The 26,385-nt window shown below is 59.7% G+C and carries 25 protein-coding genes and 2 pseudogenes; 15 read left to right on the top strand and 12 right to left on the bottom strand.

Annotated features, from left to right (window positions below):
* Positions 1-9: 9 nt before the first annotated feature.
* Together J3B00_RS17950 and J3B00_RS17945 are read left to right on the top strand one after the other, a co-directional pair.
* Complete coding sequence (locus J3B00_RS17950) at positions 10-1,335, top strand: FMN-binding glutamate synthase family protein (protein ID WP_209869593.1); 1,326 nt, start codon at positions 10-12, stop codon at positions 1,333-1,335.
* Between the two features lie 57 nt (positions 1,336-1,392).
* Complete coding sequence (locus tag J3B00_RS17945) at positions 1,393-2,697, top strand: ammonium transporter (RefSeq protein ID WP_209869590.1); 1,305 nt, start codon at positions 1,393-1,395, stop codon at positions 2,695-2,697.
* Positions 2,698-2,864: 167 nt separating this feature from the next.
* On the opposite strand, the gene J3B00_RS17940 is transcribed toward J3B00_RS17945, so the two are convergent.
* Together J3B00_RS17940 and J3B00_RS17935 are read right to left on the bottom strand one after the other, a co-directional pair.
* Positions 2,865-4,277, bottom strand: a complete 1,413-nt coding sequence (locus J3B00_RS17940; protein ID WP_209869587.1) for a cytosine permease — start codon at positions 4,275-4,277, stop codon at positions 2,865-2,867.
* A 302-nt stretch (positions 4,278-4,579) separates the two neighbouring features.
* Complete coding sequence (locus tag J3B00_RS17935) at positions 4,580-5,641, bottom strand: YeiH family protein (protein ID WP_209869584.1); 1,062 nt, start codon at positions 5,639-5,641, stop codon at positions 4,580-4,582.
* Between the two features lie 113 nt (positions 5,642-5,754).
* Between J3B00_RS17935 and J3B00_RS17930 the strand changes: the two genes are divergently transcribed.
* Positions 5,755-6,633: a LysR family transcriptional regulator gene (locus J3B00_RS17930; RefSeq protein ID WP_209869582.1), complete on the top strand. Its 879-nt coding sequence runs from the start codon at positions 5,755-5,757 to the stop codon at positions 6,631-6,633.
* Between the two features lie 39 nt (positions 6,634-6,672).
* Here the strand turns inward: J3B00_RS17930 and J3B00_RS17925 are convergent, their stop codons facing one another.
* Positions 6,673-7,365: a DUF421 domain-containing protein gene (locus tag J3B00_RS17925; protein ID WP_209874967.1), complete on the bottom strand. Its 693-nt coding sequence runs from the start codon at positions 7,363-7,365 to the stop codon at positions 6,673-6,675.
* Between the two features lie 170 nt (positions 7,366-7,535).
* Between J3B00_RS17925 and J3B00_RS17920 the strand changes: the two genes are divergently transcribed.
* Entirely contained in the window at positions 7,536-7,922 is a 387-nt protein-coding gene (locus J3B00_RS17920) for a hypothetical protein (protein WP_209869579.1), read from the top strand.
* 236 nt (positions 7,923-8,158) lie between these two features.
* On the top strand, positions 8,159-8,881 hold the full coding sequence (locus J3B00_RS17915; RefSeq protein ID WP_209869575.1) for a tellurite resistance TerB family protein: 723 nt from the start codon (positions 8,159-8,161) through the stop codon (positions 8,879-8,881).
* 200 nt (positions 8,882-9,081) lie between these two features.
* On the opposite strand, the gene J3B00_RS17910 is transcribed toward J3B00_RS17915, so the two are convergent.
* The gene (locus tag J3B00_RS17910) at positions 9,082-9,759 is read right to left on the bottom strand and encodes a type 1 glutamine amidotransferase domain-containing protein (protein ID WP_209869572.1); all 678 of its coding nucleotides are present in this window, start codon (positions 9,757-9,759) and stop codon (positions 9,082-9,084) included.
* Between the two features lie 84 nt (positions 9,760-9,843).
* On the bottom strand, positions 9,844-10,587 hold the full coding sequence (locus tag J3B00_RS17905; protein WP_209869569.1) for an SDR family oxidoreductase: 744 nt from the start codon (positions 10,585-10,587) through the stop codon (positions 9,844-9,846).
* A gap of 59 nt (positions 10,588-10,646) precedes the next feature.
* Between J3B00_RS17905 and J3B00_RS17900 the strand changes: the two genes are divergently transcribed.
* Complete coding sequence (locus J3B00_RS17900; RefSeq protein WP_245362582.1) at positions 10,647-11,627, top strand: LysR family transcriptional regulator; 981 nt, start codon at positions 10,647-10,649, stop codon at positions 11,625-11,627.
* Here J3B00_RS17900 and J3B00_RS17895 read toward each other — a convergent pair.
* Complete coding sequence (locus J3B00_RS17895) at positions 11,624-12,298, bottom strand: isochorismatase family protein (RefSeq protein WP_209869566.1); 675 nt, start codon at positions 12,296-12,298, stop codon at positions 11,624-11,626. The genes J3B00_RS17900 and J3B00_RS17895 overlap by 4 nt on opposite strands.
* A gap of 100 nt (positions 12,299-12,398) precedes the next feature.
* A complete protein-coding gene (locus J3B00_RS17890; protein ID WP_209869563.1) occupies positions 12,399-12,944 on the bottom strand; it encodes a cysteine hydrolase family protein in 546 nt (181 codons plus the stop codon).
* 203 nt (positions 12,945-13,147) lie between these two features.
* Between J3B00_RS17890 and J3B00_RS26720 the strand changes: the two are divergent.
* Positions 13,148-13,258, top strand: a pseudogene (locus J3B00_RS26720) (GlxA family transcriptional regulator); the annotation flags it as partial.
* Between the two features lie 60 nt (positions 13,259-13,318).
* Here J3B00_RS26720 and J3B00_RS17885 read toward each other — a convergent pair.
* The gene (locus J3B00_RS17885) at positions 13,319-13,972 is read right to left on the bottom strand and encodes a 4-carboxy-4-hydroxy-2-oxoadipate aldolase/oxaloacetate decarboxylase (protein ID WP_245362581.1); all 654 of its coding nucleotides are present in this window, start codon (positions 13,970-13,972) and stop codon (positions 13,319-13,321) included.
* A gap of 246 nt (positions 13,973-14,218) precedes the next feature.
* On the opposite strand from J3B00_RS17885, the gene J3B00_RS17880 reads away from it, so the two are divergent.
* The 6 genes and pseudogenes from J3B00_RS17880 to J3B00_RS26910 all read left to right on the top strand — a co-directional run.
* Entirely contained in the window at positions 14,219-14,872 is a 654-nt protein-coding gene (locus J3B00_RS17880) for a GntR family transcriptional regulator (protein ID WP_209869559.1), read from the top strand.
* A 409-nt stretch (positions 14,873-15,281) separates the two neighbouring features.
* Positions 15,282-16,667 (top strand): MFS transporter, encoded by a 1,386-nt coding sequence (locus tag J3B00_RS17875; RefSeq protein ID WP_209869554.1) that lies wholly within the window; start codon positions 15,282-15,284, stop codon positions 16,665-16,667.
* Between the two features lie 63 nt (positions 16,668-16,730).
* On the top strand, positions 16,731-17,792 hold the full coding sequence (locus J3B00_RS17870) for a hydroxyacid dehydrogenase (RefSeq protein WP_209869551.1): 1,062 nt from the start codon (positions 16,731-16,733) through the stop codon (positions 17,790-17,792).
* Positions 17,793-18,156: 364 nt separating this feature from the next.
* Complete coding sequence (gene arfB / locus J3B00_RS17865) at positions 18,157-18,570, top strand: alternative ribosome rescue aminoacyl-tRNA hydrolase ArfB (RefSeq protein WP_209869548.1); 414 nt, start codon at positions 18,157-18,159, stop codon at positions 18,568-18,570.
* Positions 18,571-18,851: 281 nt separating this feature from the next.
* Complete coding sequence (locus J3B00_RS17860) at positions 18,852-19,064, top strand: hypothetical protein (RefSeq protein ID WP_209875190.1); 213 nt, start codon at positions 18,852-18,854, stop codon at positions 19,062-19,064.
* A 305-nt stretch (positions 19,065-19,369) separates the two neighbouring features.
* A pseudogene (locus tag J3B00_RS26910) lies at positions 19,370-19,450 on the top strand (DUF4113 domain-containing protein); the annotation flags it as partial.
* Between the two features lie 50 nt (positions 19,451-19,500).
* Here J3B00_RS26910 and J3B00_RS17850 read toward each other — a convergent pair.
* Both J3B00_RS17850 and ltrA read right to left on the bottom strand, forming a co-directional pair.
* Positions 19,501-20,295 (bottom strand): OBAP family protein, encoded by a 795-nt coding sequence (locus J3B00_RS17850; RefSeq protein ID WP_209869541.1) that lies wholly within the window; start codon positions 20,293-20,295, stop codon positions 19,501-19,503.
* 985 nt (positions 20,296-21,280) lie between these two features.
* Positions 21,281-22,648: a group II intron reverse transcriptase/maturase gene (gene ltrA / locus J3B00_RS17845; RefSeq protein WP_209864306.1), complete on the bottom strand. Its 1,368-nt coding sequence runs from the start codon at positions 22,646-22,648 to the stop codon at positions 21,281-21,283.
* Positions 22,649-23,399: 751 nt separating this feature from the next.
* Between ltrA and J3B00_RS26715 the strand changes: the two genes are divergently transcribed.
* Entirely contained in the window at positions 23,400-23,762 is a 363-nt protein-coding gene (locus J3B00_RS26715; RefSeq protein ID WP_245362580.1) for a hypothetical protein, read from the top strand.
* Positions 23,763-23,792: 30 nt separating this feature from the next.
* Here J3B00_RS26715 and J3B00_RS17840 read toward each other — a convergent pair whose 3' ends face one another.
* Both J3B00_RS17840 and J3B00_RS17835 read right to left on the bottom strand, forming a co-directional pair.
* Positions 23,793-24,650 carry an SDR family oxidoreductase gene (locus J3B00_RS17840; RefSeq protein WP_209869537.1) on the bottom strand — a complete coding sequence of 286 codons (858 nt, stop codon included), beginning with the start codon at positions 24,648-24,650 and terminating at the stop codon, positions 23,793-23,795.
* Between the two features lie 55 nt (positions 24,651-24,705).
* Entirely contained in the window at positions 24,706-25,245 is a 540-nt protein-coding gene (locus J3B00_RS17835; RefSeq protein ID WP_209874958.1) for a type 1 glutamine amidotransferase domain-containing protein, read from the bottom strand.
* Between the two features lie 226 nt (positions 25,246-25,471).
* On the opposite strand from J3B00_RS17835, the gene J3B00_RS17830 reads away from it, so the two are divergent.
* Positions 25,472-26,368, top strand: coding sequence for a dihydrodipicolinate synthase family protein (locus tag J3B00_RS17830; RefSeq protein WP_209869534.1), 897 nt, complete (start codon positions 25,472-25,474; stop codon positions 26,366-26,368).
* The last annotated feature ends 17 nt before the right edge of the window (positions 26,369-26,385 follow it).

Here is a 26,385-nt window from a genome sequence, read left to right as displayed (position 1 = left end):
AGCATTCCCATGAGCGATAAATCCCAACCGGTACTGCGTGAGTCGGCCACCTTCGATCGCCTGACCATCCAGGAAATCCAGCGCGCCGCCGAAACCGGCATCTATGACATCCGCGGCGGTGGCACCAAGCGCCGCGTACCGCACTTCGACGACCTGCTGCTGCTTGGCGCCAGCGTTTCGCGCTACCCGCTCGAAGGCTACCGGGAAAAGTGCGGCACCGACGTGGTGCTGGGCAGCCGCTTTGCCAAGAAGCCGATCCACCTGCAGATCCCGGTGACCATCGCCGGCATGAGCTTCGGTGCGTTGTCGGCCAACGCCAAGGAGGCCCTCGGCCGTGGCGCGACCATCGCCGGCACCAGTACCACCACCGGCGACGGCGGCATGACCCCGGAAGAGCGCGGCCAGTCGCAGCACCTGGTCTATCAGTACCTGCCGTCACGCTACGGGATGAACCCGGATGACCTGCGCAAGGCCGATGCCATCGAAATCGTTCTGGGGCAGGGCGCCAAACCGGGCGGTGGCGGCATGCTGCTGGGGATGAAAGTCACCGAGCGGGTCGCCGGCATGCGCACTCTGCCGATCGGCGTCGACCAGCGCAGCGCTTGCCGTCACCCGGACTGGACTGGCCCGGATGACTTGGCGATCAAGATTGCCGAAATCCGCGAGATCACCGACTGGGAAAAACCCATTTACGTGAAAATCGGCGCCAGCCGCCCGTATTACGACGTCAAGCTGGCGGTCAAGGCTGGCGCCGATGTGATCGTCCTCGATGGCATGCAGGGCGGCACGGCGGCGACCCAGGAAGTGTTCATCGAGCACGTCGGCATCCCCATTCTGCCGGCCATCCCCCAGGCCGTTCAGGCCCTGCAGGAGATGGGCATGCACCGCAAGGTGCAGCTGATTGTCTCTGGCGGCATCCGCAATGGCGCCGACGTGGCCAAGGCCATGGCGCTGGGGGCCGACGCGGTGGCCATCGGCACGGCGGCGTTGATCGCCCTGGGTGACAACCACCCGCGGCTGGACGATGAGTTGCGCCAGATCGGTTCAGCCGCCGGCTTCTACGACGACTGGCAAAACGGCCGCGACCCGGCCGGCATCACCACCCAGGACCCAGAACTGGCCAAGCGTCTTGACCCGGAGGAGGCCGGCCGGCGCCTGGCCAACTACCTGCGCGTGCTGGTGCTGGAGGCGCAGACCATGGCTCGCGCCTGCGGCAAATCGCACCTGCACAACCTCGACCCGGAGGACCTGGTGGCGCTCACCGTCGAGGCCGCCGCCATGGCTCGGGTACCGTTGGCCGGCACCCACTGGGTACCGGGGCAAGCCCAGTACTGACCTTTCGGATACCGCCGGCCTTGTGCCGGCGGTTTGCATTTGCACAGGAGTGAAACCATGAAGCACCTGACCGTTGCTCTTTCGCTGTCGCTGCTGGCGCCGCTGGCCAATGCCGCACAGCCGACCCTGGATACCGGCAATACCGCCTGGATGATCTGCGCGGCGATGTTCGTGCTGTTGATGTGTATTCCGGGGCTTGCCTTGTTCTACGGCGGCATGGTGCGGGCCAAAAATCTCTTGTCGGTGTTTACCCAGCTGTTCGCCGTGGCGGGTGTGATCGGAATGCTCTGGGTGCTGTATGGCTACAGCCTGGTGGTCGACACCACAGGCATGGTCGAGGGCGAACTGACGGTGAACAGCTTCGTGGGTGGCCTGGGCAAGGCGCTGATGCTCGATATCGGCCATGACAGCCTGGTCGGGACCATTCCGGAAGGGGTGTTCGCGGTGTTCCAGCTGACCTTCGCCATCATCACCCCGGCGCTGATTGCCGGCGGCTTCGCCGAGCGGATGAAGTTCAATGCGTCGCTGTTGTTCATGGCGGCCTGGTTCACCCTGGTGTATGCGCCGATCGCGCACATGGTCTGGGGCGGACCGGGGGCGTTGATGGTCAATTGGGGCGTGCTCGATTTTGCCGGCGGGACTGCGGTACACATCAACTCCGGGGTGGCGGCCCTGGCTGCGGCGATCATGCTCGGCAAACGCAAGGGCTACCCGCACGTGGCGATGCCGCCGCACAACATGGGGTTTACCCTTATCGGCGCGGGACTGTTGTGGGTGGGTTGGTTCGGCTTCAACGTGGGTTCGGGGCTGGCGGCCAATGAAGGCGCCGGGGTGGTGATGCTTGCGACGATGATCGCCGCCTGTGCGGGGATTGTCGGCTGGCTGCTGACCGAGAAGCTCACTCATGGCCGGCCGACCGCGTTGGGTGCGGCCTCCGGGGCGCTGGCGGGGTTGGTCGGGATTACCCCTGCGTGTGCCTATGTCGGGCCGTTGGGGGCGTTGGTGATTGGCCTGGTGACCGGGGCGGTGTGCTTCTTTGCCGTGACCCGGCTGAAGCAGGCGCTGGGTTACGACGACAGCCTGGATGTGTTCGGGCTGCATGGGGTTGGCGGGATGGTCGGGGCGTTACTTACCGGCGTGTTTGCCGCGCCGTCGCTGGGCGGTTATGTGGAAGGGGTGACGCCGCTGGCGCAACTGCTGGTGCAGCTCAAGGGCGTGGCGTTTACCTTCGTCTACTGCTTTGTGGTCAGCTGGGCAATCCTCGGCGCAATCAAGCTGGCAATCGGCTTGCGCGCGACCCGTGAGGAGGAAGAGCAGGGCCTTGACCTGGCCGAGCACAATGAGCGTGCGTACAACCTTTGATCCGAACGCAGTGATTTGCGCACATCCTGTAGGAGCGGGCTTGCCCCGCGAACACCGGCCAAGCCGGTGCCATACCCCAGGGGCAACCGGGCTGGCCTCTTCGCGGGACCAGCCCGCTCCTACAGAGCAGGTGGCGTTACCTGGAGCCTGTGCTCAGCGCGGCGCCATCAAACAGCAGTCGCCAACCTGGCACTGGTTTGCCGACGACGATAGGCACTGTCACGGCTCGCCAGCCACCAGTACAGCGGCGAAGTGATCACCAGCCCGACCAGCCACGACAGGTCCGCACCGTTGATATGCTCGGACACCGGCCCGACATACAGCGGCGTGTTCATGAACGGGATCTGCACGATGATGCCCACCGCATAGGCCAGCAGCGCCTGCGGGTTGTAGCGGCCGTAGATACCGCCATCGACCTTGAAGATCGAGTCGATGTCGTAGTCACCTTTGTGGATCACGTAGAAGTCGATCAGGTTGATCGCTGTCCACGGCACCAGCACCACCAGCAGCACCAGGACCATGTCGACGAAGTGGCCGATGAAATCCGCCGAAGCGAAGATCGCCACCACACAGCACGCCGCCAGGACGATCAGCGACAGCACCGCACGGCTCTTCGCGGTCGGGATCCAGCGGTAGGCGAAGGTCTGGATCAGGGTAATGATCGACAAAACCGCGCCATACAAGTTGAGCGCGTTGTGGCTGATCACGCTGAGCAGGAACAGCACCAGCATCAGTGGGCCGATTGCGCCGGTGGCGAGTTTGACCGCGTCCATGGTGTCCATCCCGGCCGGGATTGCCAGCACCGCCACCGCGCCAAACACGAACGACAGGCTCGAGCCCAGCGCCGAACCGAGGTAGGTGGTCCAGAAGGTCGAGGACACCTTGACGTCCGCCGGCAGGTAGCGCGAGTAATCCGACACGTAAGGGGCAAAGGCGATCTGCCACAGCGCCGCGAGCGATACGGTGGCCAGCCAGCCGGCGAGGTTGAAGCCGCCGCGGGTGAGGAAGTCGTCACTCTGCACGTGGGTGAAGATATAGCCGAAGCCGACCACGATGCCGATGCCCAGCACCCAAGTGCCAATGCGGTTGAGCACATGGATGAAGCGGTAGCCGATGATACCGATGATGCCCGAACCCAGCGCGCCGACGACGATGCCCACCGGCACCGGAATTGACTCGGCCACCCCGTGCAGTGACTTGCCCGCGAGGACGATGTTGGAGGCGAAGAAGCCGATGTACATCACCCCGGCGATCACCACCACCAGTAGCGCACCGAGCGAGCCGAACTGGGCGCGGCTCTGGATCATCTGCGGGATGCCCATCTGCGGGCCTTGTGCCGAGTGCAGCGCCATCAGCACGCCGCCGACCAGGTGGCCGACGAGGATGGCGACGATGCCCCAGACCAGATTCAGGTGAAACAACTGCACGCCCAAGGCGCCGGTGACGATTGGCAGCGGCGCGATGTTGCCGCCGAACCACAGCGTGAACAGATCCCTTACCTTTCCATGGCGGTCCTGCGGGGGCACGTATCCGATCGTGTGTTTTTCTATGAGAGGTGCCGAATTGGCTGCACTGGTCATGACTGACTCCAAGGCAAGGAGGGGCATCGGGAAGGGCCCGGGTACGTGCCGGCAAGGGGCGACGTGTTCTTGTTGGAGGGATGATGCGGGCTGCGCGGGGATCGAGAAATTAGTAAATATGTGCTCATGAACCTTAAAAAACCTAAGGCTGACAAAAGGTTAAGAGGCGAGTGGTAGCAAAGAGCGGGCCAGCGCAGCGCAGCCCGCGCGGCTGCGGGCCTGGCGCTGTGTCCCGCGCGGAGGGGGGAGCCGAAAGGGTGCATGGGCGGACCCCATGCACCCTGATATTGCCTGGCGGCGGATCAGCCCAGCAGCCGCTGCACGGCGTAGGTGATCGCCAGGCCGCCGAACACCAGCCACAGGTTGAGAACCGCACCGGTGGCCAACGCCCGAGGCCCGGCCTGGCGGATCTGGCTCAAGCGGGTTTCCATGCCCAGCGCCGTCATTGCCATGGTCAAGGCAAAGGTGTCGAGCTGGTTGGCGCTGTGGACCACAGTGGTCGGCAGTACCTGCAACGAGTTGACCAGCACCAGTGCGATAAAGCCAAAGGCGAACCACGGCACGGCGACCTTGCCCTTGCCTTGCGCCAGGCCTGGCTGGCGCGAGCGGCTGATCCACACGCCGACCACCAGCAGTACCGGCACCAGCAGCATCACCCGGGTCATCTTGACGATGGTCGCGACATGCGTGGCCTCGGCGCTGACGTTGCTCGCCGCACCCACCACCTGGGCCACTTCATGCAGGGTGCCGCCGAAAAACAAACCGACGCCCAGCGTATCGAGCGGGATCCAGCCGCTATTGACCAGCAGCGGGTAAAGCAGCATCGACAGCGTGCCGAACAGCACCACGCTGCCCACCGCCATCGCGCTCTTGTGCGGCTGCGAGCGCAGCGCCGATTCGAACGCCAGCACCGCGGCGGCGCCGCAGATGGCACTGCCGGCGGCGGTCAGCAGGGCCGTATCGCGGTCCAGCTTGAACAGCCGCATGCCAACCCAGAGTCCGATCAGCAGGGTACTGCCGACGATCAGCAGCGACACCGTCAACCCCGACCAGCCGACCTGGGCGATTTCCTGCAGGCTGACCCGCAGGCCGAAGCCTGCCACCGCGATGCGCAGCAGGCCGCGTGCGCAGAAGTTGATGCCCGTGGCCCAGCTGTCGGGCACACCCTGGCGTAGGGCATTGGTGTACAGCATACCTGCCAGGATGCCGACGATCAGCGGGCTGATGCCCAGATTGGCCAAGGCGGGCAGGGCGGCCAGCTGGCTGACGGCCAAGGCGAACAAGGTTACAAAGAGGATGCCGTTGAGCCGCCCGCGGGTATCGCGGGTAGGCCCAAGGCTGGGGGTTGCTGGGACCGTGGCCATGTGTGTCCTCCGATCAAGGTAGGTGTGTATGGCCTTACGTTAATTCAGTTATAAGCTTATAAAAAATCGTCATTTGATATGCAAAATATCCGCTCAGCTGATACTTTGAATTCATGACCCCGGAACAACTGATAACATTCGCCACCGTTGCCGAGCACGGCAATATCAGCCACGCGGCCGTTGCCCTGCACCTGTCGCAACCGGCTGTGTCCGGTCAGCTCAAGCTGCTGCAGGAAGAATTCGGCGAACCGCTGTACCAGCGCGCCGGCCGCGGTGTGCGCCTGACGGCGGCCGGGCAGCAGCTGCTGGCCCACGCCGAGCGCTTGCGCGAGACCTTTCGCCAAGCCCACGCCTTGCGCGACGCACTGCGTGGACTCGAGCGCGGCACCTTGCGTATTGGTGCCAGCACCACCCCCGCCAGCTATCTGTTGCCGTACCTGATCGCCGATTTTCGTCAGCGTTACCCGGACGTGGTGGTGACCACTACCAACGGCAACAGCGCCGAGATCGTCGCCGCGCTGGATACGCTGGACATCGCCCTGATCGAAGGCCCGCCTGGCCAGGAATTGCCGTTGGGCACCGGCATAACGCCGTGGCGCGAGGATGAGATCGTGGCCATCGTGCCCGCTGCGCACCCGCTTGCCGATGTTGACGGCGCGCAGACGCTGGAAGCGCTCGGGGCCTATCCGCTGGTGCTGCGCGAGAGTGGTTCAGGGGTGCGTCAATTGGTCGAGCGTGCGTTTGCCCGCAGTGGCGTGGCGATGCGGGTCGGTCTCGAGATCGCCGGGGTGGAAGGGGTCAAGGAAGCGGTGCGGGCGGGGATGGGGGTGGGGTTCGTCTCGGCCATGTCCATTCGCCATGAAGATGGCATGCTGCGCCGGTTGCGCATTGCGCCTGAGCCGTTGACGCGGCGCTTTTCGATCTTGATGCCGCATGCGGCTACACCGTCACGGGTGGCGGCGCGGTTTCTCCAGCTGTGCGTGGACGTCTGAGCCGCAGGCGATGATCGGTGGGGCCGGTAAATGGCCTCGCTAGCGGTTGCGTGGAGTGTCCAAGGCCGGAGACCAGACGCCATGACCGCAGCGCTCGCAGGTGAGCGAGTCATGCGCCTGGTGATAGGCAGGAAAACCACAGCCCACGCAGCAATAGAGGCCGGCACCCGGCGGCGAGGTGTACTCCGGGCGATGCTCGAGGGGCAGTACCGACAGACCCGGCCGGGTGTCCTCTGGCCTGTAGAAATACAGACTGAGCTCTCCGTCGGTTTCCAACAGGCCCAGACGTACTTGGCCCAAGTGCTCCACACCTTGCTGACGCAACTCCATGAACAGCTCATTTGCGGAAATATTCATGTTGCGCAGCGAGTGGATCTCATACATCCCGTCCTTCGCTACCGTTATCGGCAGCCCGTCTATCCAGGCTTCGCAGGCTTTGTTGCGCTTCATGAGAAAGACAGTGCCGCGATACAGGAGCAGCAGCGTAACGAAGACCAGAGCCACCGGCAGCATTGGCACATCTTCGTAGAAGGTCACGTCGCCTGCGGCGGAGCCAAGCGTCAGGATCACCACCAGCTCGAAGCGGGATAGCTGCTTGATGCCGCGCCGGCCACTGAACTTGAGAAAGAAGAACACGGCCAGAAATGCCGCCAGAACGCGCAGTGCGACCTCCCAGAGAAAGGTCAAGGGCAACTCGCCCAACAACATCCGTTGCAGATCGAATGACGCCATTCGCTTACCCATTCCCTGTCATCCATTGGGTGGAGGGCTGGCGGTTCTGGTCAAGAGTCATCAGCCCATCCATGACTAAGACAACAGTGAACAGGGCTCGTCTCACTGTGAGGCGATCATTGTTGCAGGTCATCAGTCATAATCGGCCATCCGCCAAAGACAGGAATGTTATGAATCCTTACCTACAAGAAGTCATTGACCTGCACGTAATGATCGAGGCGCTCTTCGCTAAAGGGGACGGCCAGGTTGAAGCCATGCTCGAGCGGTTTCACCCCGACTTTTCCATGATCACCCCGACCGGTGTCCAGGTGAGCCTGCAGGAGGTTGCAACCCTGTTCACTCAACGTTCCGGCAGCCAGCCTGGACTGATCGTTGCGGTGACCGAGATGGAAACATTGGCACAGTGGCAGGAGGGCGCCGTCATCCGCTATCGGGAGACACACTACCTGCCTGCCCAGGATGCGAAGACGCGGATCTCGACTGCACTGCTAAGCCATCAAGGCGAGCGCGTTCTGTGGCGTCATCTCCACGAAACCTGGGCGGCTAATCCTGCATAGCAGTTACCGACTGACTGCTATCTCACATAACGGACTCTCAACAAGCGCCTGTGCAGTCCAGACCGAATCTGCGTCGACGAGCGCGAGGGCAGGGCGTCAATAAGGATTCAGTCGCTCTCCGGCAACGCCAGCTCAGTGAGTACCGGGTTTTCCGTCTGCCAGGCGGTCATGGCGAATCGCCTTGTGGGGGCTATCGTTGCTGGTCTGGGCGACGACTACCGACTGAGGGCGGTGCCATGAATACTAGTGACTTACTCGAGCAGTTACTCCGGGCCGGGCAACGCTCGCAAGCACAACCCGGGAGCGGCGGCAGGTCAGCGCAAGATGGCCTGGGCGGTTTGGGCGGTTTGTTGGGCGGTCTGCTTGGCGGCGGCGGTGCAGCGAGTGGCCGTGGTGGCCTGGGTGGTTTACTCGGTGGTCTGTTGGGTGGCGGCAGCAGCAGCGCTGGCAGCCCTACCCAGGGCCGCACTACCAGTGGCACCAACTACGCGGCCCTGGCGTCGTTGGGCATGATGGCGTTCAAGGCCTATCAAAGCTGGCAGCGCAATCAGGCGGCAGCCCCGCAACAGGCCCTGCGCACCGTCGATCAATTGTCCGGCTCCGAAGCCGAGGGTCACAGCCATGCCATCCTGCGTGCACTGATTGCGGCAGCCAAGGCTGACGGTCGCATCGACCCGCAGGAAGAACAGTTGATCCACGCTGAAATCAAACGTCACACCGGCGACCCGCAACTGCAGCAATGGCTGGGTCAGGAAGTCAGCAAGCCACTTGACGCTGCCGAGGTGGCACAGTCGGCTAATGACCCGGCCATGGCCGCGGAAATGTATCTGGCCAGCGTGATGCTGGTGGATGACCAGCAGGCTGCAGAGCGGGCCTACCTTGATGAGCTGGCCAGCGCACTGCACATCGATCCGGCATTGCAGGTGCACCTGGAACAGCAGGCCAAGGGAACCGTCTGACCGGGCGCAGATGCCTGCGTTCATCTGCGCCAACACGAGCAAGGCCCACGAGAAACCGGGAGGCCAGGTCAGCCCATACATCGCGGGGCGACGCCAGTCCTGGAATGAGAATGACGTCGGTCCTTTTGTTCCGAATTGGCAGTACCGTTTCCCTCTAACCTCGCCTGAGCCCGTGATGGACTCAGGCGCGGCGTAGAAGATTATTTCAGCTGGGCGACCAGTGCCTTGGCCACACCTTCGGAACTTGCCGGGTTCTGCCCGGTGACCAGCTTGCCGTCTTCGACGATGAATGGCGCCCAATCGGGGCCCTTCTGATAAAGCCCGCCCAAATGTTGAAATTCATCCTCGATAAGGAAGGGCACCACGTTGGTCAGCTCAACGGCGGCTTCTTCGCCATTGGTGAAACCGGTCACCCGACGGCCTTTGATCAACGGGGTGCCATCAGCCGCTTGCACATGGCGAAGCGCGCCAGGGGCGTGGCAGACGAAACCAATGGGCTTGCCAGCCCGCTCGAACGCCTCGATCAGACTGATCGAGGTTTTCGACTCAGCGAGATCCCACAAAGGACCATGCCCACCTGGGTAAAACACCGTGTCGAAATCTTTCTCGCTGACCGTATCGAGCCTGACGGTGTTTGCCAGCGCCTGTTGCGCAGCCGCGTCGTTGTTGAAGCGGTGCGTCATGTCGGTCTGGAAGTCGGGCAGCTCACTCTTTGGGTCAAGCGGAGGTTGGCCACCCGCAGGCGACGCCAGCACAACCTCGGCACCCGCGTCTTTGAACACATAGTAGGGAGCGGCGAACTCTTCGAGCCAAAAACCGGTCTTCAGGCCGGTGTCGCCCAGTTGGTCGTGCGATGTCAGTACCATCAGAACTTTCATTGAATTTTCCTCAAACGCTGCGGGTTGGTCTTCGGTATCGAGGTCGCGGGAAGCATAGCGTGCCATTGCTCCCCGCCGACCGCCTCAGAAGTCCTGGGAGGTGGGGCGAAGGACGATTTCATTGATGTCGACATCCGCCGGCTGCTCGATCGCAAAGGCAATGGCGCGGGCAACGGACTCCGCCGGGATGGCGTGCTTGTAGAATTCAGCGACAGCCTGTGCGCTTGCTTCATGACCGCTACCCAGTTTCAGCTCGGAATCAACCGCGCCCGGTTCGATGGTGGTGGTACGAATGCTTCTGCCCACCTCATGCCGCAAGCCATCCGAAATCGCGCGCACGGCATACTTGGTACCGCTGTACACCGAGCCGCCGGGGCTGAACACCTTGATACCGGCAACCGATGAAATGTTGATGAAATGCCCCGCGCCTTGCTGCTCGAACAGCGGCAGCGCCGCGGCAATGCCATACAGCACGCCTTTGATGTTGATGTCGATCATCCGATCCCATTCATCAACCCGCAGTTCAGAAATAGGCGCGATGGCCATCAGGCCGGCGTTGTTGATCATCACGTCCACACGACCAAAGATGTCCACCGCGTGCTGGACGAGGGCGACCAGGTCTTCACGGCGGGTCACGTCCACCTGATGCGCCGTGGCTTGCCCACCTGCGGCTGTGATGTCTTTGACGATCTCATCCAGACGGTCTTCGCGACGCGCCGCCAGTACGACTGATGCCCCTAGGCTAGCCAGGTGGCGAGCGGTAGACTCACCCAGACCGCTGCTGGCGCCAGTGATTACGACTACCTTGCCTTCGATACCCTTGCCCATTTCAGTAACCTCAGTGAGTGGAGATGGATCGATTATGAGTTGTCATTTAGTCACATTGAATGGAATATTTAGGATTTGAAAATTCCAAAATATGGATTTATACGATGCTGAACCGGCTAGAGATGGTCAGAGTCTTTCTGGTAGTCGCTGACTGTTCGTCCTTTCGCGAGGCCGCGAACCAGTTGGGAACCTCTGCGCAGAAGGTCACCCGGGCGGTGCAGGAGCTCGAGCGGCTGATGGGCGAGCCTCTGTTCCACCGGAGCACGCGACAGATGAGGATTACCGATTTCGGCAGAAGCCTGGCCCAGGAGGCCCGCGCTGCTGTGGACGGCTTCGATCAGTTGTTCGTGAGAGCGAACGACGATGGCGACGAAGCGATCATTGGACGGGTGGGGCTGACTGCCCCCCATGCGATCGGCAAGCTCTACCTGACGCGGTTTCTCGCTGAGTTGCGCAGACAGCATCCAAGGCTGAGCATCGACCTTTCGCTGGATGATGAGTTGACGGACTCGGTGGTATCGAAGATCGACATCGGGATCCGCGTGGGCACTGTCCGGGATCGCCGATTCGTTGCCCGAACGGTTGCGAGTGTTCCGTTGAAGGTCGTTGCCACACCGCAGTTGATTGCCAGTGCAGGCATGCCCTCGGACCTTGATCAGCTGAAAGCGCTGCCCTTGTCCTTGCTTCTGGATCGCAGGTCCGGGCGGGGTTGGCCGTGGATGTTCTCGAACGAAGCGAGCTTCGTGCCCGAACAACCTGGCTTCACCTGCGATGACCCGGAGACGGAGTTGGAGATGGTCCTTCAGGGTGGCGTGTTTGCCCAGATGCCGCTGTACCTCGCCCAGCCGCATTTGTCCCAAGGCACCCTTGTTGAGGTGCTGCCGGACTACGCGCCGCAGCCACTCGAGCTGGTGCTCTATCGGACACGTCCCGGGCAGGTGCCGCGGAGGATAAGGCTGGTGTATGACTTCTTGCTGGAGAAGCTCAGTGACCAGCGCTTGTTTCCAGGCGGCGTACCAACGTTTGGCAGTACGCGTTAGGGCCTGGCGTTGGCTACCGCTAAGGGGCGGCCGTCCTTGAGCTGGGCAAGCTGCAGGTCCAGCGCGGCTTCATCGGCGCAGAGGATAACCCCTGTGCGCGACAGCTCGGTGCACGCCGCCTCAGCGCCCTCAGCAGTCAACGCGCGGCAGGCCGGTAGGTATAACAACACGGTAAAGCCTGCCTCGTGCAGTTGCCGGGCAGTGGTCCGTACGCAGTAATCCAGGGCCAGGCCGCCAACAATCACCACGCTGACCTCATGCACCTTGAGGTATTCGATGACGCCGGTGGAGCGGCGTTCAGCGAGGTCGTGGTAGCACGCGCCGTAAGGGTGCAGATCAGGCTCGATGCCTTTCCAGACGAAGTAGTCATAGTCGATTGGCGCGGGCAGCCCTGCGAGCAATTCGAAACCCGGCGTGCCGGGCACGCAGTGACTGACCCAGGTGAGGTCGGCATTGGCCAGTGTCAGGGGTTGCAGCATCTGGCTGGCTTCGGCAACCACCCAGACGGCGTTGGCCGGGTGGGCGTCCTTGCTGCCCAGGCGCACGCTGGCGCGGCGGGCCATGGTGTTGAGTGCCGGGACGATCTGGTTGCCGCCGGGCACCGGCAGCTCCAGTGGCGCGTTGGCGGTGAAGCCATTCTGTGCGTCGACGTCGAAACTGGCGATGTTCATCATCAGGCTCCTTGGCTGGGTTGGCCCTATATTTTATCTGGCCGAAGTTGGGGCGACCTCAGCAGCTTTTACGGCATACGCCGCGTGAGTGGTGATGGATCTACGCCGAGAGGTAATCGTCCGCAGATTTGACGGTGGCATAGCCGAACTCGAAGGCAGCCATCATCGCCGCATGGGTCTGAGCCGCAGGCACACTCACACCGCCAAAGGTGAGGTCCAAGGTGGCACAGGCATCATGCAGCACAGTGACCGGATAACCCATGTCCGCCGCAGCGCGGACTACGGCGTCGATACACATGTGGCTCATGGCGCCGATGACTACCACTTCCTCTACATTGGCGGCATCCAACTGCTGCTTGAGGTCAGTTCCTCTGAACGCATTGATGTGGTTTTTTACAATCACTGGCTCATCACCGACAGGCGCGACCGCTGCCTGAATCTGCGCGCCGGCAGACCCTTTGGCAAAGATTGGAGCCGCCTCGGTTTCGGATTCATGGCGGATGTGAAAAACGGGAATACCGGCATCGCGCGCGTGGCTGATCACCCGGATAGCATTCGCGACAGCCCCTTCGATGCCGGTCAAAGGCAAATTACCGGTGGGCAGATATTCATTTTGCAAATCAACTACTACAAGTCCGCGTGTCATGAGCGATCTCCAGGCAAATTATCAACGTGATGGTGTCGTGGGGGCTGAAGCTGCTTGTGGGTAAATAAGGCCGCGTCCGCTGCGGCTAATCAGGCCTTGATCAGAATCTCATTCAGGTGCGGTCTTCCGGAACATCTATACGATAGCTGGGCATCGGCTTCTGCTGAGGAAGCGTTTTGATATTCAGGGGGAATAGTGTAGTGCGAGACGAGTTTGCCCGACGTTTTCCTGAGGTTCGTTTCAGGCCCGAAGTGCTCTATGTCAGCGCCGGCAACATAATCACCTCTGCCGGCACCGTGGCGGCAATCGATTGTTCTCGCGGATGAACCCAATGCGCAAGGCGAGTGGCGATGCGCATGCGGCTGATTCCCCGGTCAGTTCATTCCGAACTTTGCTAGCGTTGCTTGAAGCCCCAATAGCTCAATTGTGCTCACGCCGGATTCAATGCCGTGCCGAATGCCTTCTTCCTTGTCCTCTCGTGCGTGACTGAGTTGAATCACTTCCTCGACCCGGTGCTGCTCCACGACCACCAGGCCGTCACGGTCACCTACCAAAATGTCGCCCGGATTGATCAGAACGTTGCCTATCACCACGGGTACGTTGACTTTGCCAGGTTGGCATTTGTTAGTGCCTTTAATGCTCAAGCCGCGCGCAAAGGTCGGGAAACCCATTTCGATGATGGAATCGGCATCACGCACGGCACCGTTGATGACCAGGCCGACGATCCCCAGGCGTTGTGCGGCAAGCGTCAACAGGTCGCCCCAGGGGCCGGCTTCGGTGAAGCCCTTCGCATCTACTACCAACACGTCGCCGGGCTTGGCTTTGGTCAGTGCGTAATGGATCGCCAGGTTGTCATCAGGACGGCAGTCGACAGTGAGCGCCGGGCCGCAGAGCCTTAGGGAAGGGTTGATCGAGTGAATACAGCTGTCGAGGGCGCCTGATTGGCCTTGCGCCTCGTGAATGGTGGCCGAGCCGAGCTTTTTCAGTGCATCGATTTGTTCTTGTTGAATAGGCATGGCGATATCCATTTGTTCTGATCTGTTACACGACAAGACCATGGCTTGAGCAGTGGGCCGCCATGCTTGCGTGATGGGGGGACAAGCCAGTCACGGCTGCTGCTGAATACAATAAAAGTACAATGCCTGCCTTGCAAACAATTTCCGTACAATCGATCGATGTGCTGGCGATAATACGCGTCAGGGGGCGTGCCAAAGGCAGGCTCAGGCAGTTGAGATGATTGCTTTTGAGCGGTCGGACAGGGGGAAAGCAGAGGCATGGCTACTGAGCGAATTTATGAAACGCTGCGCAACCGCATCATTGCCGGGCAGTACGAGCCCGGCACTCAGCTCAAAGAAGAGCCGCTGAGTCGCGAATTCGGCCTGAGCCGAACGCCGGTGAGGGCCTCGCTCAAGCGTCTCGTGGAAGACGGCCTGGCCGTGGTTGAAGCTAACCGTGGGGTTTTCATTGCTGGGTGGACAGGGTGGGATGTGGAGGAAATGTTCAGCCTTCGCGAGCTACTGGAGCCGCATGCCGCCATGCTTGCAGCGCAGCGAGCAACACCGGATGACGTTCAGCAACTGCATCGGATCAATGAGGATATGGCACGAGCCATCAGCCAGGGAGGGGAGAGCATCCAGGTGCGAGTGCAGGCTGCGAACAAGGAATTTCACCATCAGTTGCTGGACGCTGCTCGCTCCCAACGGCTGAAGTCGATGCTGTTCACGCTCATCGATATGCCGGTGATCACCCGTTCCTTCTTCCTCTACGACACCGCTGATTTCGCCCGCAGCCTGCAGCAGCACCTGGACATTACCTACGCGGTGCAGATAGGTGATGGAGAGCTTGCGAGTCAGGCAATGAAGACTCACATCCGGATGGCTTACCGGCGCTTCATGGCGCATCGGGCGGAAAGCACAGTCGAAAAATAAAAATACAATCCAAGAACAATCCGGGTTATATTGGCTCCATAACAACAATGTTGGAGGAGCCATGCGCCCATTTCCCTTCAGTAAGGCCTTGAAGCTGCCCGCCTCGCGGCGCCTTGGCCTGTGCTACGCCTCTCTCACATGCCTGTCGCTTCCTCGGGCTGGAGCAGACAGCGATCATTTGTGTTCGTTTGGCTTCTGCCACCCTCAGGAGCAGGGCCAACGTTTTCGCTTATCACCCCATCCCCCTTCGTGATCTTCAGTCGGCGCAGCCACTGATGCGCGCCCGATTCTGAGAGATCCAAAAACCACTTAGCGCGCGGGAATACGCCCGGGGGCGAAGTGTTGCTGCACTAAACTGAAAGTTAAAGTTAGAAACCCGCAACCTTTAATAATAAGAGCAGGTGTAGGTATGAAAACCGGTATTGATATATCTGAAAAGCCGTCTCGGTTCCGCTGGGTAGTCGCGGGCTTGTTCTTCTTGGTTTACACCGTGGCGTCTGCCGATCGCGCAAACTTGGGCGTTGCACTTCCGTTCATTCGTGAAGAATATCCTATGACCAATGCCGAGGCTGGAGCGCTGTTGAGCGTATTCCTGCTGGCGTATGCATTGGCACAAATCCCATCGGGTTTCGCCTCCAGCAAATGGGGTGTAAGAAAGATCTTCTCGTTTTCGATGATTGCAACTTCGATCTTGACCGGCTTGATGGGCACCGTCAGCTCTGTGATCGGACTCAAGGTATGCCGTTTCTTGCTCGGTATCGCGGAAGGTCCCTTGCCGATCGGGATTGCTGCGACCATCAACAACTGGTTTCCGGCGAAGGAGAAGGGCACTGCAACCGGTATCTTCCTCGCTGCTGTGAAATTCGGCCCGGTGCTGGTACCGCCGCTGTGTGTCGCAATCGTTGCAATGTGGGGGTGGCGAGAAATCTTCTACTTCTTCGCCATTCCCGGTATTGTGCTGGCGGTCATGTGGTATTTCATGGTTGCCAATCAGCCTGTAGAAAGCAAGTTTGTGAATGCCAAAGAGCTGGAGTACATCACCGACGAAGCTAACAACTCCATCACCCAGCAAAACACCACGGTGGCTCGTGACTTCAAGAAACTGGATAAATTCATCCGCGTTTCTCCCGTCACCCCAATCAACACCAGCAAAGAACTGTTTCGCTCTTGGAATATTATTGGTTGCTCGTTGGGCTACAGTTTTCAGGTGGGTATCTCCATGATTCTACTTTCATGGATTCCTACTTATCTGGTCAGCGTTAAAAACTTCTCGATGATGAACATGGGGTTTGTGGCGGCTGCACCTTGGGTGGGTGCGATTTTCGGCAATCTGCTGGGTGGCATTCTTTCCGATCGCGTACTGGGCAAACGTCGCAAGCCAGGCATGATGCTCTCGGCATTGGCAACCGCCGGCATGATGTATGCCTTGATCAATTCACCAAATGACCCGCTGCTGTATGCCGGCTTGATGTTCTTGACCGGCACGCTGATCAGCGTTGGATATTCCTCGTACATGGTCTATCCGATGGGCCTGGCATCCAAGAAGGTCTTCCCGGTCGCGAGCTCAATCGTCAATACGGGCGGTCAGCTTGGTGGTGCCGCAGCACCTTTCCTGGTCGGTTTGTTGCTGGACAGCTATGGCTGGTCGCAAGTCTTCCTGTGCATGGCAATCGCTTCGTTTGTCAGTTTCCTGATTTTGCTGACCATCAAAGAGCCGGTGCCCGCGGCCTCCCCGGTGAAGGACACTTCTGATGAACCTGTGCAGCAAGCGCAAATGAAACCGTCCAATAGCTAATCGCCAACTCGGCGCTATTCAAGCTGTAGCTCAAGCGTGTGAAGTTTTTAAGAGGAACTTGAAATGACTGGATCGTTCAAGGCGCATGTGTGTCGCCTGGATCTTTGGATCAACCCTGTTTTCGATGAAACGCTGGCGCGCAATCCGGACGTTGTTGTTGAAGTGGCGTCGAGTGATCCGTCGTGCGCAGCCACCGAGAAAACCCTTGCTGACGCCCATGTTTATCACGTGTGTGCGGCGAAGGATGATCTGCCAAAACGCTGGTGGGTAAATTCGGATCTGATCGAGGCAAGCCCCAATCTGCTATGCGTTTCAGCCGGTGGTGCCGGGTATGACACAGTCGATGTCGAGGCCTGTACCAAAGCGGGTATCCCGGTGGTCAACCAAGCGGGAGCAAACGCTCATTCGGTGGCCGAACACACGTTCGCGCTGCTTCTTGCTGTTATCAAGCGGGTAGTCGAGTCCGATCGGATGCTGAGGACAGCGTCTGGCTTCAAGCGTGAAGACCTGATGGGGGACGAGATCCACGGTTGTACCATCGGCCTCGTCGGTATTGGCGAAATCGGAACTCGCACTGCCAGGATTGCTGCCGGTTTTGGCCTAAAGGTTCTGGCCTACGACCCCTATGTTGCCGAGGAGGACGTTCGCGCTCGGGGCGCTGAGCCGGTCAGCCTCGAAACGCTGTTGAAGCACAGTGATTTTGTTTCGCTGCACTGCCCTCTCACCGCGCAAACCCGGCACATGATCGGTGCTGAACAATTTGCAGTGATGAAGCCAGGGTCGGTCTTTATCTCTACGGCCCGCGGCGGTATTCATGATGAGATTGCGCTCTACAAGGCACTCAGCTCCGGACGCCTGCGCGGTGCTGGCCTTGACGTGTGGGAGGTGGAACCACCTCCCCACGAAGCGCCGCTGTTGAGCCTGGCAAACGTGGTTGCCACTTTCCACACTGCCGGGGTCAGCCACGGCGGGCGTCGAAACGTGGCGCGTTCATCCGCTGAGCAAATCCTGATGATGTTGGAAGGGGTGCGCCCCCCACACCTACTCAATCCTGAGGTCTGGGAGCGTTTCATGAAACGACGCGAACAAATCCTCGGTCACGCGAGCAAGCTTGAGTCGGTTTGAGCCAGGGTAGGGACTGGTGCGAATAGCCCTGCCTACCTCATGGCGCAATCCGTCAGAGATGGTTTTGCGGACAAAAGAAAGCCCGCTGCTAGGCGGGCAAGGTCTATCACACGTAGGGATAGCTAAAGACTGCCGAAACGGGCGTGAAAATTGAGTGAAAGAAAAGTCTTCACAGTGTGATGGCGGGTTAAAGCAACCACGCCGTTCAGAGGTGTGTACAGGCTTGCCGAAGGGCTAGGTGAATTAGCTTGCTGTAACCATCGTCGTTCATCGGCATGAAACCTGGACGGACAAGAAATTGCGTGTTGTTCTATGGGTGAGCGGCGGAGGCTGTGATAATGGGTGCAATCACAAGGGCCATGTCATGCTGACCATCTCCAATAACGTGCATCTGCCGGATGCCGACATCGAACTGACATACATCCGCGCGCAAGGCTCGGGTGGGCAGAATGTCAACAAGGTGTCCAGCGCCGTGCACCTGCGCTTCGACATTCCAGCCTCGTCGCTACCCGAGTTTTACAAGGAGCGGCTGCTGGCGCTGCGTGACAGCCGCATCACCGGCGACGGCGTGTTGATCATCAAGGCCCAGCAGTATCGCACCCAGGAGCAGAACCGCGCTGACGCACTGGCGCGTCTTGCCGAGTTGATCATCGCTGCCGGCAAGACCGAGAAGAAACGCCGCCCCACCAAGCCCACCCTCGGCTCGAAGACCCGCCGCCTCGAAGGCAAGGCCAGGCGGAGCAATGTCAAGGCGGGTCGGGGCAAGGTGGAGTTCTAGTGTTGGTGGTGGAACGTTGCTGGCAAGTCTCAGTTCTGGGAATGCCACTACCGCCTGAGTGAGATCATTAGGATGCGCATCGCCAGATGGCTCATCAGCAACTGCTCATGAATCCCTCGCAGAGAAAACGCCCAGGCGCGAAGGTAAGCCCAAGTGCTGAGGCCCGCCATGGCGAGCCTCTACCGTTAGGCTTGTGGATTGAATTTTCCCTAGCCTCATCAGCTCATAGGAAAGTAAGAACAAGGAGGGGGCCTCAATTGATGTTGGGGGATTCCCGGTAGATGCTGAAGGTGCAAAACGTTTTGAATCTGGCCCAGTTGATTGGAGGTTTCGCCATGCAACCGAAGACCGAAGGTACTGAAGAGAAGGGGCCAAGCGACGTCCCCTTCATCAACGACCCGGAAAAGCCCACCTCGCCACCGTTGAATGACGCTGACGCCACGGATGCTGCCGAGGCAGAAGAAGACATTCAGGACGACGGCGAATCAATTTAGCCAGGGGCCGATCAATAGCCCTACAACCTAGCCTCAAACCTTCAGCCATCAGATTGTTCTTCAGGCGGCACCTGACCTTCGGGCCAATCTGGAGCTTCAGTCTCCGGCTCTGGTACCGGTTCACCGGGATTGTGCGGGATTGGGTCTACGTAAGGATCGAGTGGTCGGGGGATATTGTCTTGCTTTGGATCGGCCATGGCGTTTACACCTCGTGGCATGAATGACTGTTCAAGACGTTAGGCTGCTGTCGGGAGCCCCCGTTCATTTTCATCAATCCAGTGGCGTTGGTCGAGATGAGTGGGAATGACTGGGGCATGCGCGGGGAGATGATGAGTCAGAGCTTCACGACGAGGGTCGATCAGCTCTGGACAGTGCCGTGCAAGTAAAGTCAGAGTTTAGCGGTATGCCGGGTCGCACCTTGGTTGATGATAATTTCCTACTGAACCGAGCGGCTGTTCGTGTTCATTGGAGCTTGGGTGGCGGGACGGTGCAGGTGCGACCCGGTAGGATCGTTGATCTGAATGATGTTGCCGCGCTGCCAGCCATCCGCGTCGGGATCAGTTGCCGGGATGGCGATATCTGCCCGTTGAGCTTTGGTTTTTATCGCATCTACATCCAGACGCCGATTTCGCTGTTCGACCATCGTCGCATCAGCCTGGCCATCTGCAGTGAACCCCATCATCAACTGCGGAACACCCACAGGCAGAGCTTTGTCCTGATCTGTGTGCCAGGTATGCCACGTCTTGCCATAAGTGTGCGCGAGCCGTTGCATTAGGGCATGTTCAGCTGGGGCAGGTATTCCGGGGGCGATCAGTTGCCCAGAGGAAACCTCATACCCATGGCTGTGCCACATGGCCTTTTCCTTGGTTGGCAGCTCAGCAAATAGTTTCTCGTCGATAATGTATTCGACGCCCATGATCTTCGCATCCTTCCTGTTGCCATCGAAGATAACGCACTGGATAACGTCCTCATTCAGGATCGAGCAGTAGTGGTGCGCCTCCATCTGCACGTCGGGATGGCCGTTGTAAAAGTGGAAGCCATCCAGGTAGGCATTGATGGCCTCAATGGGCGGTTTGGACTGCAGCGTCGCAGCACCGGCTTCCAGTAGCTTGGTCGTCGCTGACTCGGGCCTGCCCGGTGTATCCACCGGAGATCTTGTCTCTGGAGCGGCGCAGGCCCACAGAAGGCTGCAGGCGATAGGGAGAGATAGAGATTGCAGATGCTGTCGCATGAGAAAGGCTCTGGCTGATTTCAGTAGAGGACACTCTGGTTCTCTCGTTAGGACAGTCCAGCAGACGAATGGCTTATGCCAGTACAAGTTTGCGGGCAAAAGAAAGGTTCTTCACGGATTGGCAGGGACTATGGGGCTGGGTCTTGTGGGGTGGGGGCTTATCCATTTGATGTGGTGACTTTTCGGGCCCCTTCCGCCCTTACGGCGGGTCACTTTTTTTCTTGGAAAAAAGTAACCAAAAACCGCTCGCTCCGTCATCCGGCCCTCCGCTGCGCTGCGGGTCCCCTCGCTTCGGTCTTGCTCCGGGAGGACCGCGCTGTACGGCCCCTCCTGGGCCTCAGCGCTTTCCGGCCATCCATGGCCTCCACCTCCCTGCGCAAGACCTGCGCTCGGCCTCCTGAAGTCGCTGGTAGATCAAGAGCCAGATCAAGATCAAGATCAACAGCCAGGGCAACGGCTGGCGAATCGCTGCGCTCTCGCTTTGTTTATTTACCAGCGGTTTTGTGGGGTGGCTGGCAGGGCTGCGCCCTGCGATTTGAGTTGCCAATACCGGCCTCTTCGCGGGGCAAGCCCGCTCCTACAGGGATTGCGCCTTATTCACAATCTGCGCAATCCCTGTAGGAGCGGGCTTGCCCCGCGAAGAGGCCCGAATATTCACCACCCATGCCACTATAAAAAACAGCGCCAGCCCAGACGCCGCCCGTAACTTGGCGACTTCAGGAGGCCGAGTGGAGGTCTTGCGCAGGGAGGTGGAGGCCATGGATGGCCGGAAAGCGCTGAGGCCCAGGAGGGGCCGTACAGCGCGGTCCTCCCGGAGCAAGACCGGAGCGAGGGGATCCGTAGCGCAGCGCAGGGCCGGATGCAGGAGCAGGCGGTTTTTGGTTACTTTTTCCCAAGAAATCGGCATAGGGGGCAGCCCTCTAGCCGCGCCCCTGCCACACCACCCGGCATGCGGGTCCGCACCGGGCGGTTCGAGAACTCCAGATCAGATCAGGCGGGGTAACCCCATCCGGTCAAACCAGGCAACCGTCAGTACGCCATGAATCAGGCCGGCACTGTTATGCCATACCCTATGGCTCTGCGCCGCAGTCTGTGCAGCCAACTTGGGGCTGGCGCCCATCTTGCGCACTTCACGATAGATCGTTCTGCCGGTTCTCCATTGCTTGAGCTGGATCGCCCTGAGCCTTCGTCGTATCCACCCGTCCAAACGCCTCCACATCGCGGTGGTTTGCGACAAGCCGAAGTACGCTTTCCAGCCCAGTAGGTAAGGTCTCAACCCCTCAATCACCTGCTCCAGACTTCGACCACCATTACGTTTGGTCAACCCCCGGATCCGTTGTTTGAAGGTCTGTAACGCCTTGGTTGTTGCCCAGCGTCTGATCTTGCCTTGCGCTGACAGCCAGAAGCCGTACCCCAGAAACTTTCGACCAAACGCACTGCCAACCGCGCTTTTGCCTTCGTTCACCCGCAGCCCAAGACGACCGTAAAGGCGTCGGAGCAGTGCCATCACCCGCAAGCCGGCTTTGGGGCTTCGAACGTAAACGTTGGCATCATCCGCATACCTGACGAAGCGATGACCCCGTCGCTCCAGCTCCTTGTCCACCTCATCCAGCACCACGTTCGCCAACAGGGGTGAAAGCGGACCGCCTTGCGGCGTCCCCTGTCGGTCCACCACTATGTCCTGGCCGATCAGCGTCCCGCAGTTCAGGTAGGCACGGATCAGGCGCAGTACGCCACGATCAGTCACCGTCCTGCTCAGCCGGGCGATCAGCAAGTCATGCTGGACGCAGTCGAAAAACTGCTCAAGGTCCACGTCCACCACGATTCCACACCCCGAATGGATGTGTTGCTGCGCGGCCAAAACAGCTTGGTGCGCGTTGCGACCGGGGCGAAAACCATAGCTGTGCTCACTGAAACCAGGATCCAGCAAAGGCTGGAGGACCTGCAGCAGCGCCTGCTGGATGACCCTGTCCGTGACCGTCGGTATACCGAGCTTACGCTCGCCACCGCCCGGCTTTGGGATCAATACCCTACGCACCGGCGCTGGCCGGTATTCACCCGCCAGCAGTTGCCGACGGATCAGCGGCCACGCCGTTTTCAGGTGCTCTACGGTTTCGTCGATCGTGAGACCGTCTACACCTGCAACACCTTTGTTCGAACGCACCCGCTTGAGTGCAAGCAATAGATTTTCTCTGGTCAGGGCTGCTTGCAGCAGCCCTCCATCTGTGGGGTTTGGATCATGTCGCGGACAGCCAGCTTCAACGCTGGAGCCGCGCGCCAGGGATTCACCCCTCTTCGTCGACTCCCGCCCCGAGTTACCAGGCATCTGTTGCACGGCCGGCTGTATCTTCATGTCAAACCACTTTCCTTCTCGTTCGGCCCTTCGCTGTTAAACAGCTACTACGACCTCTGCTGACTTCTCGCTCCGGCTCACACCGTCGTCCTTTCGGACACAAGGCGAGATCTCCCCGGGTAAGAACGCCATCCTTCACCTCACAACCGCCGCATTTACGTATCCGGCCTTTAGGCCACAAGAGCTTCGCAGGCACTTGGCTGCTCGCCCTGACCGAATACGCCTCAGATGCGATTCGTGTACCTCGGCTCAAGGTTTATGCTCCACGCTTCCTCCCCACAGTCGGTCGCCCTTCTGCAGTTGCGCTTCGCTTCGCTCGCTGTGGCCAGCTCGCGGGAGGACTTGCACCTCCAGGATGGCGCCCATGCCGGGCGCACAAGTGACCCGCCGTAAGGGCGGAAGGGGCCCGCAAAGTCACCACATCAAACGGACAAGCCCACAATTCCTAGGCCCGTCAGCCAGCCAAGCCAATCCCGCAAAAATTTTTAAGAACCAAAAGAAAGCCCGCTGCTAGGCGGGCAAGGTCTATCACGTAGGGATAGCTTTAGTGTCCCGTAGACGCCGTGAAAATTGGGTGAAAGAAAAGTCTCTGTATTGTGATCATCGCGACATGCCTCCCGTAATGCTTATAGCGCTTCGGTTCCAGCGTAAGATACGTCTGAGACAAGCCTGACTCCGGGTGCTGGAAAGCAGATCTCAGATTGCAAATACTGCGGGGTTTGGGAGTTTTCAGATTTGTGAGGCCAGCGGCATGTATCCACGAACCCCAGATGGTCGCTATTTTGTAGTCAAAGGCAAGCTATGGCGCTGTAGCGATCCCGCGCTGTCCGATGCAGAGCGTCAGCGTTTGGTGGACGATCTCATGAAGGCACGGCGATCCGTGAAGCAAGCGAAAGCTTCGGATGATGCCAAGCAGCTTCGTGCCGCACGCTCGCAGGTAGACGCGGTTAAGATAGCGTTAGGAGAGAGGGGCTCTGTGTGGTGGAACGATGGCAGCCCAGATTTCAATCGTTGCCAGGCAATCAACACGCCCTACGCTGAATGGTACCGCTCCTTAGATACTCAACTATGCGCCAAGAAAACGCCCGGGTGCCAAGGTAAGCCCAAGTGCTGAGGCCCGCCGTGGCGAGCCTCGTAATATCATTCAAAGGATGGGCTTGCCGCCGGTCACGGCGTAGCGCGAACCGGAGATGTAACTGGCCTCATCAGACCCCAACAAAACGTAGATCGGGGCGACTTCAACCGGCTGCCCTGGCCGTCCCATCGGGTAGCCTGAACCAAAGTTCCTGACCGCCTCATCAGGCATGGTGGCCGGGATCAGCGGTGTCCAGATCGGGCCAGGCGCCACACTGTTGACCCGAATGCCCTGCTTGGCCAGCAACTGCGCGAGGCCGGCACTGAAGTTGGCGATGGCGCCCTTGGTAGCGGCATACGCCAACAGGCTGGGGGAGGGGTCATCGGAGTTGACCGAGCTGGTGTTGATGATCGAACCGCCCTTTGGCATCGAGGGCAATGCCCGCTGGCAAATGCGGAAGATGGCGGTGATGTTGGTATCGAAGGTCTTCAGCCACTCATCATCGTTGATTTCATCCAGGGTCTCATGAGCCATCTGGAACGCAGCGTTATTGACCAGAATGTCGATGCGGCCAAACTGTTCTACCGTCTTGTCGACGATGTCATAGCAGTGCTGTTTCTGTGCCAGGTCGCCGGGTAGCAGGAGGCATTGGCGGCCGGCAGCTTCGACCCAACGCGCGGTTTCCTGGGCATCTTCGTGCTCATCCAGATAGGCAATGGCAACGTCAGCGCCTTCACGCGCATAGGCAATCGCGACCGCGCGCCCGATGCCGCTATCGGCACCGGTGATCAAGGCGATTTTGCCTTCGAGCCGATTGTTGCCGATATAGCTCTGCTCACCGCAGTCTGGATACGGCTCCATCTTGCGTTGCGAACCTGGAACGCTTTGCGCTTGGGAAGGAAATGGTGGAGTAGGGTAGTCGCTCATAGTGGGAAGCTCCTGCTGTAGGCACGGCAAATGGGGCAGTACGGACGAGGCTAATTCAGCCTGCCAACGCCTTGATCAAGTGCTCATTGAAGGCGGGAATATCATCCGGCTGGCGGCTGGTAATCAGATTGCCATCCACCACCACCTGCTCATCCACCCACGTGCCGCCCGCGTTACGAATATCGTCCTGCAATGTCTTGTAGCTGGTCATCCTTTTGCCTTTGACCAGGCCGCAGGACACCAACAGCCAACCACCATGGCAGATGACTGCCAGCGGCTTGCCAGCCGAGTCATGGCTTTTCACCAGCTTCTGCGCGCCGGGGATCAGCCGAATCGTGTCGGAATTCTGCACGCCGCCAGGCAGGACCAGCGCATCGTAGAGGTCGAGCTGGGCATTATCGAAGGTTGCATCCACGGCGAACTCGTCGGCGGGCTTGTCATGATTCCAGCCGCGTACCGTGCCGTCTTTGTCACCCAGAATATCGACAACCGCACCGCTGTTTTCCAAGGCTTCACGGGGACCGGTCAGCTCTACTTGTTCAAAGCCATCGGTGACCAGAAAGGCCACACGCTTACCGTTCAGTTGGGCATTCATCATTTCATCTCCTACTTGCGATAAACCTCAAATAGGGGCCTATAGCGAGCACGGAAAGTTCCTGCGCAACGCTCAGTGGTGCCTCTTAGTGCGGCTACATTGACCTTTCGCATAACTGCAGCTCATCAAGTCGTCCTCGGAAATGTCGCTGTATGCAAGGCGAATGGGCCCGTAACCTTTTCCCTGGAGCTGGATACACCAGCTACGAACAATAAGAGGCTATTCAATGTCTGCATTCGCGTTTTCCGGTGTCAATTTGGCCATTACCACTCCGTTCGATGCGCACGGCAAGATTGACTACGCGCGTTTCGAGCAGTTGCTCGAACGTTATATCGCGGCAGGTGTGCATGGGGTTGTGCTGAGCTCCGGAACCGGTATGCATGTGTATCTGAGCAAGGATGAATCCAAACAACTGGTGGCCTTCGGCGCCAAGGTCATCAACGGTCGTGCGCGGGTGATCGCCCAGACGTCTGCGCTGCTGGTTGAGGAAGTAGTCGAGCGCACCCGCCATGCCAAGGATCAGGGTGCTGACGGTGTGATGGTGCTGCCACCGTTTTTCGAGGGGCCGACTGATGACCAGGGCATCGTCGATTTCTACTCCAGCGTGTCCGAAGCCGGCCTGCCAATCATCGGCTACAACGTGCCTCAAGCAGTTGGCGTTGAAGTGACGCCGTCGCTGTTCAAGAAACTGAGCGAGATTCCCAACTTCGTATCGGTGAAGGACAGTAGCGGCGACTTGGCAGCTCAAGCTTCGTTGGTACGCACTGGCCTGCCAACCATGAACGGTGCTGACCCCCTGGCACCCTACGCGTTGTTCGCAGGTGCAGCCGGGCTTATCTGGGGCGGTGCAAACATGGCGCCGAAGACTTGTGTTGCATTGGTCAATGCCGCCCACGAGCACAACTGGGAAGAGGTGCAGCAGATCTGGAAATCCCTGGCGCCGGTGATGTCGCTGATCTGGCAAGGTGACTACGTTCAGTCTGTTTACGCGGGTGCTGAGATCATGGGTTATGGCGCAGGTCATCCACGCCGTCCCTTGGCACGCCTGCCTGAAGAGAAAATTGCGATGCTGCGTGAGGCCTTGGACCCTCTTATGGAGCGCGAATTGGTGATGGCTTTGTAGGCCTCCCGTCCCAGCCT

The sequence above is a fragment of the Pseudomonas sp. BP8 genome, from assembly GCF_017875955.1.
Lineage (GTDB): Bacteria > Pseudomonadota > Gammaproteobacteria > Pseudomonadales > Pseudomonadaceae > Aquipseudomonas.
The sequence above is the reverse complement of the archived record's forward strand: the minus strand, read 5'-3'. Positions and strand labels throughout refer to the sequence as shown.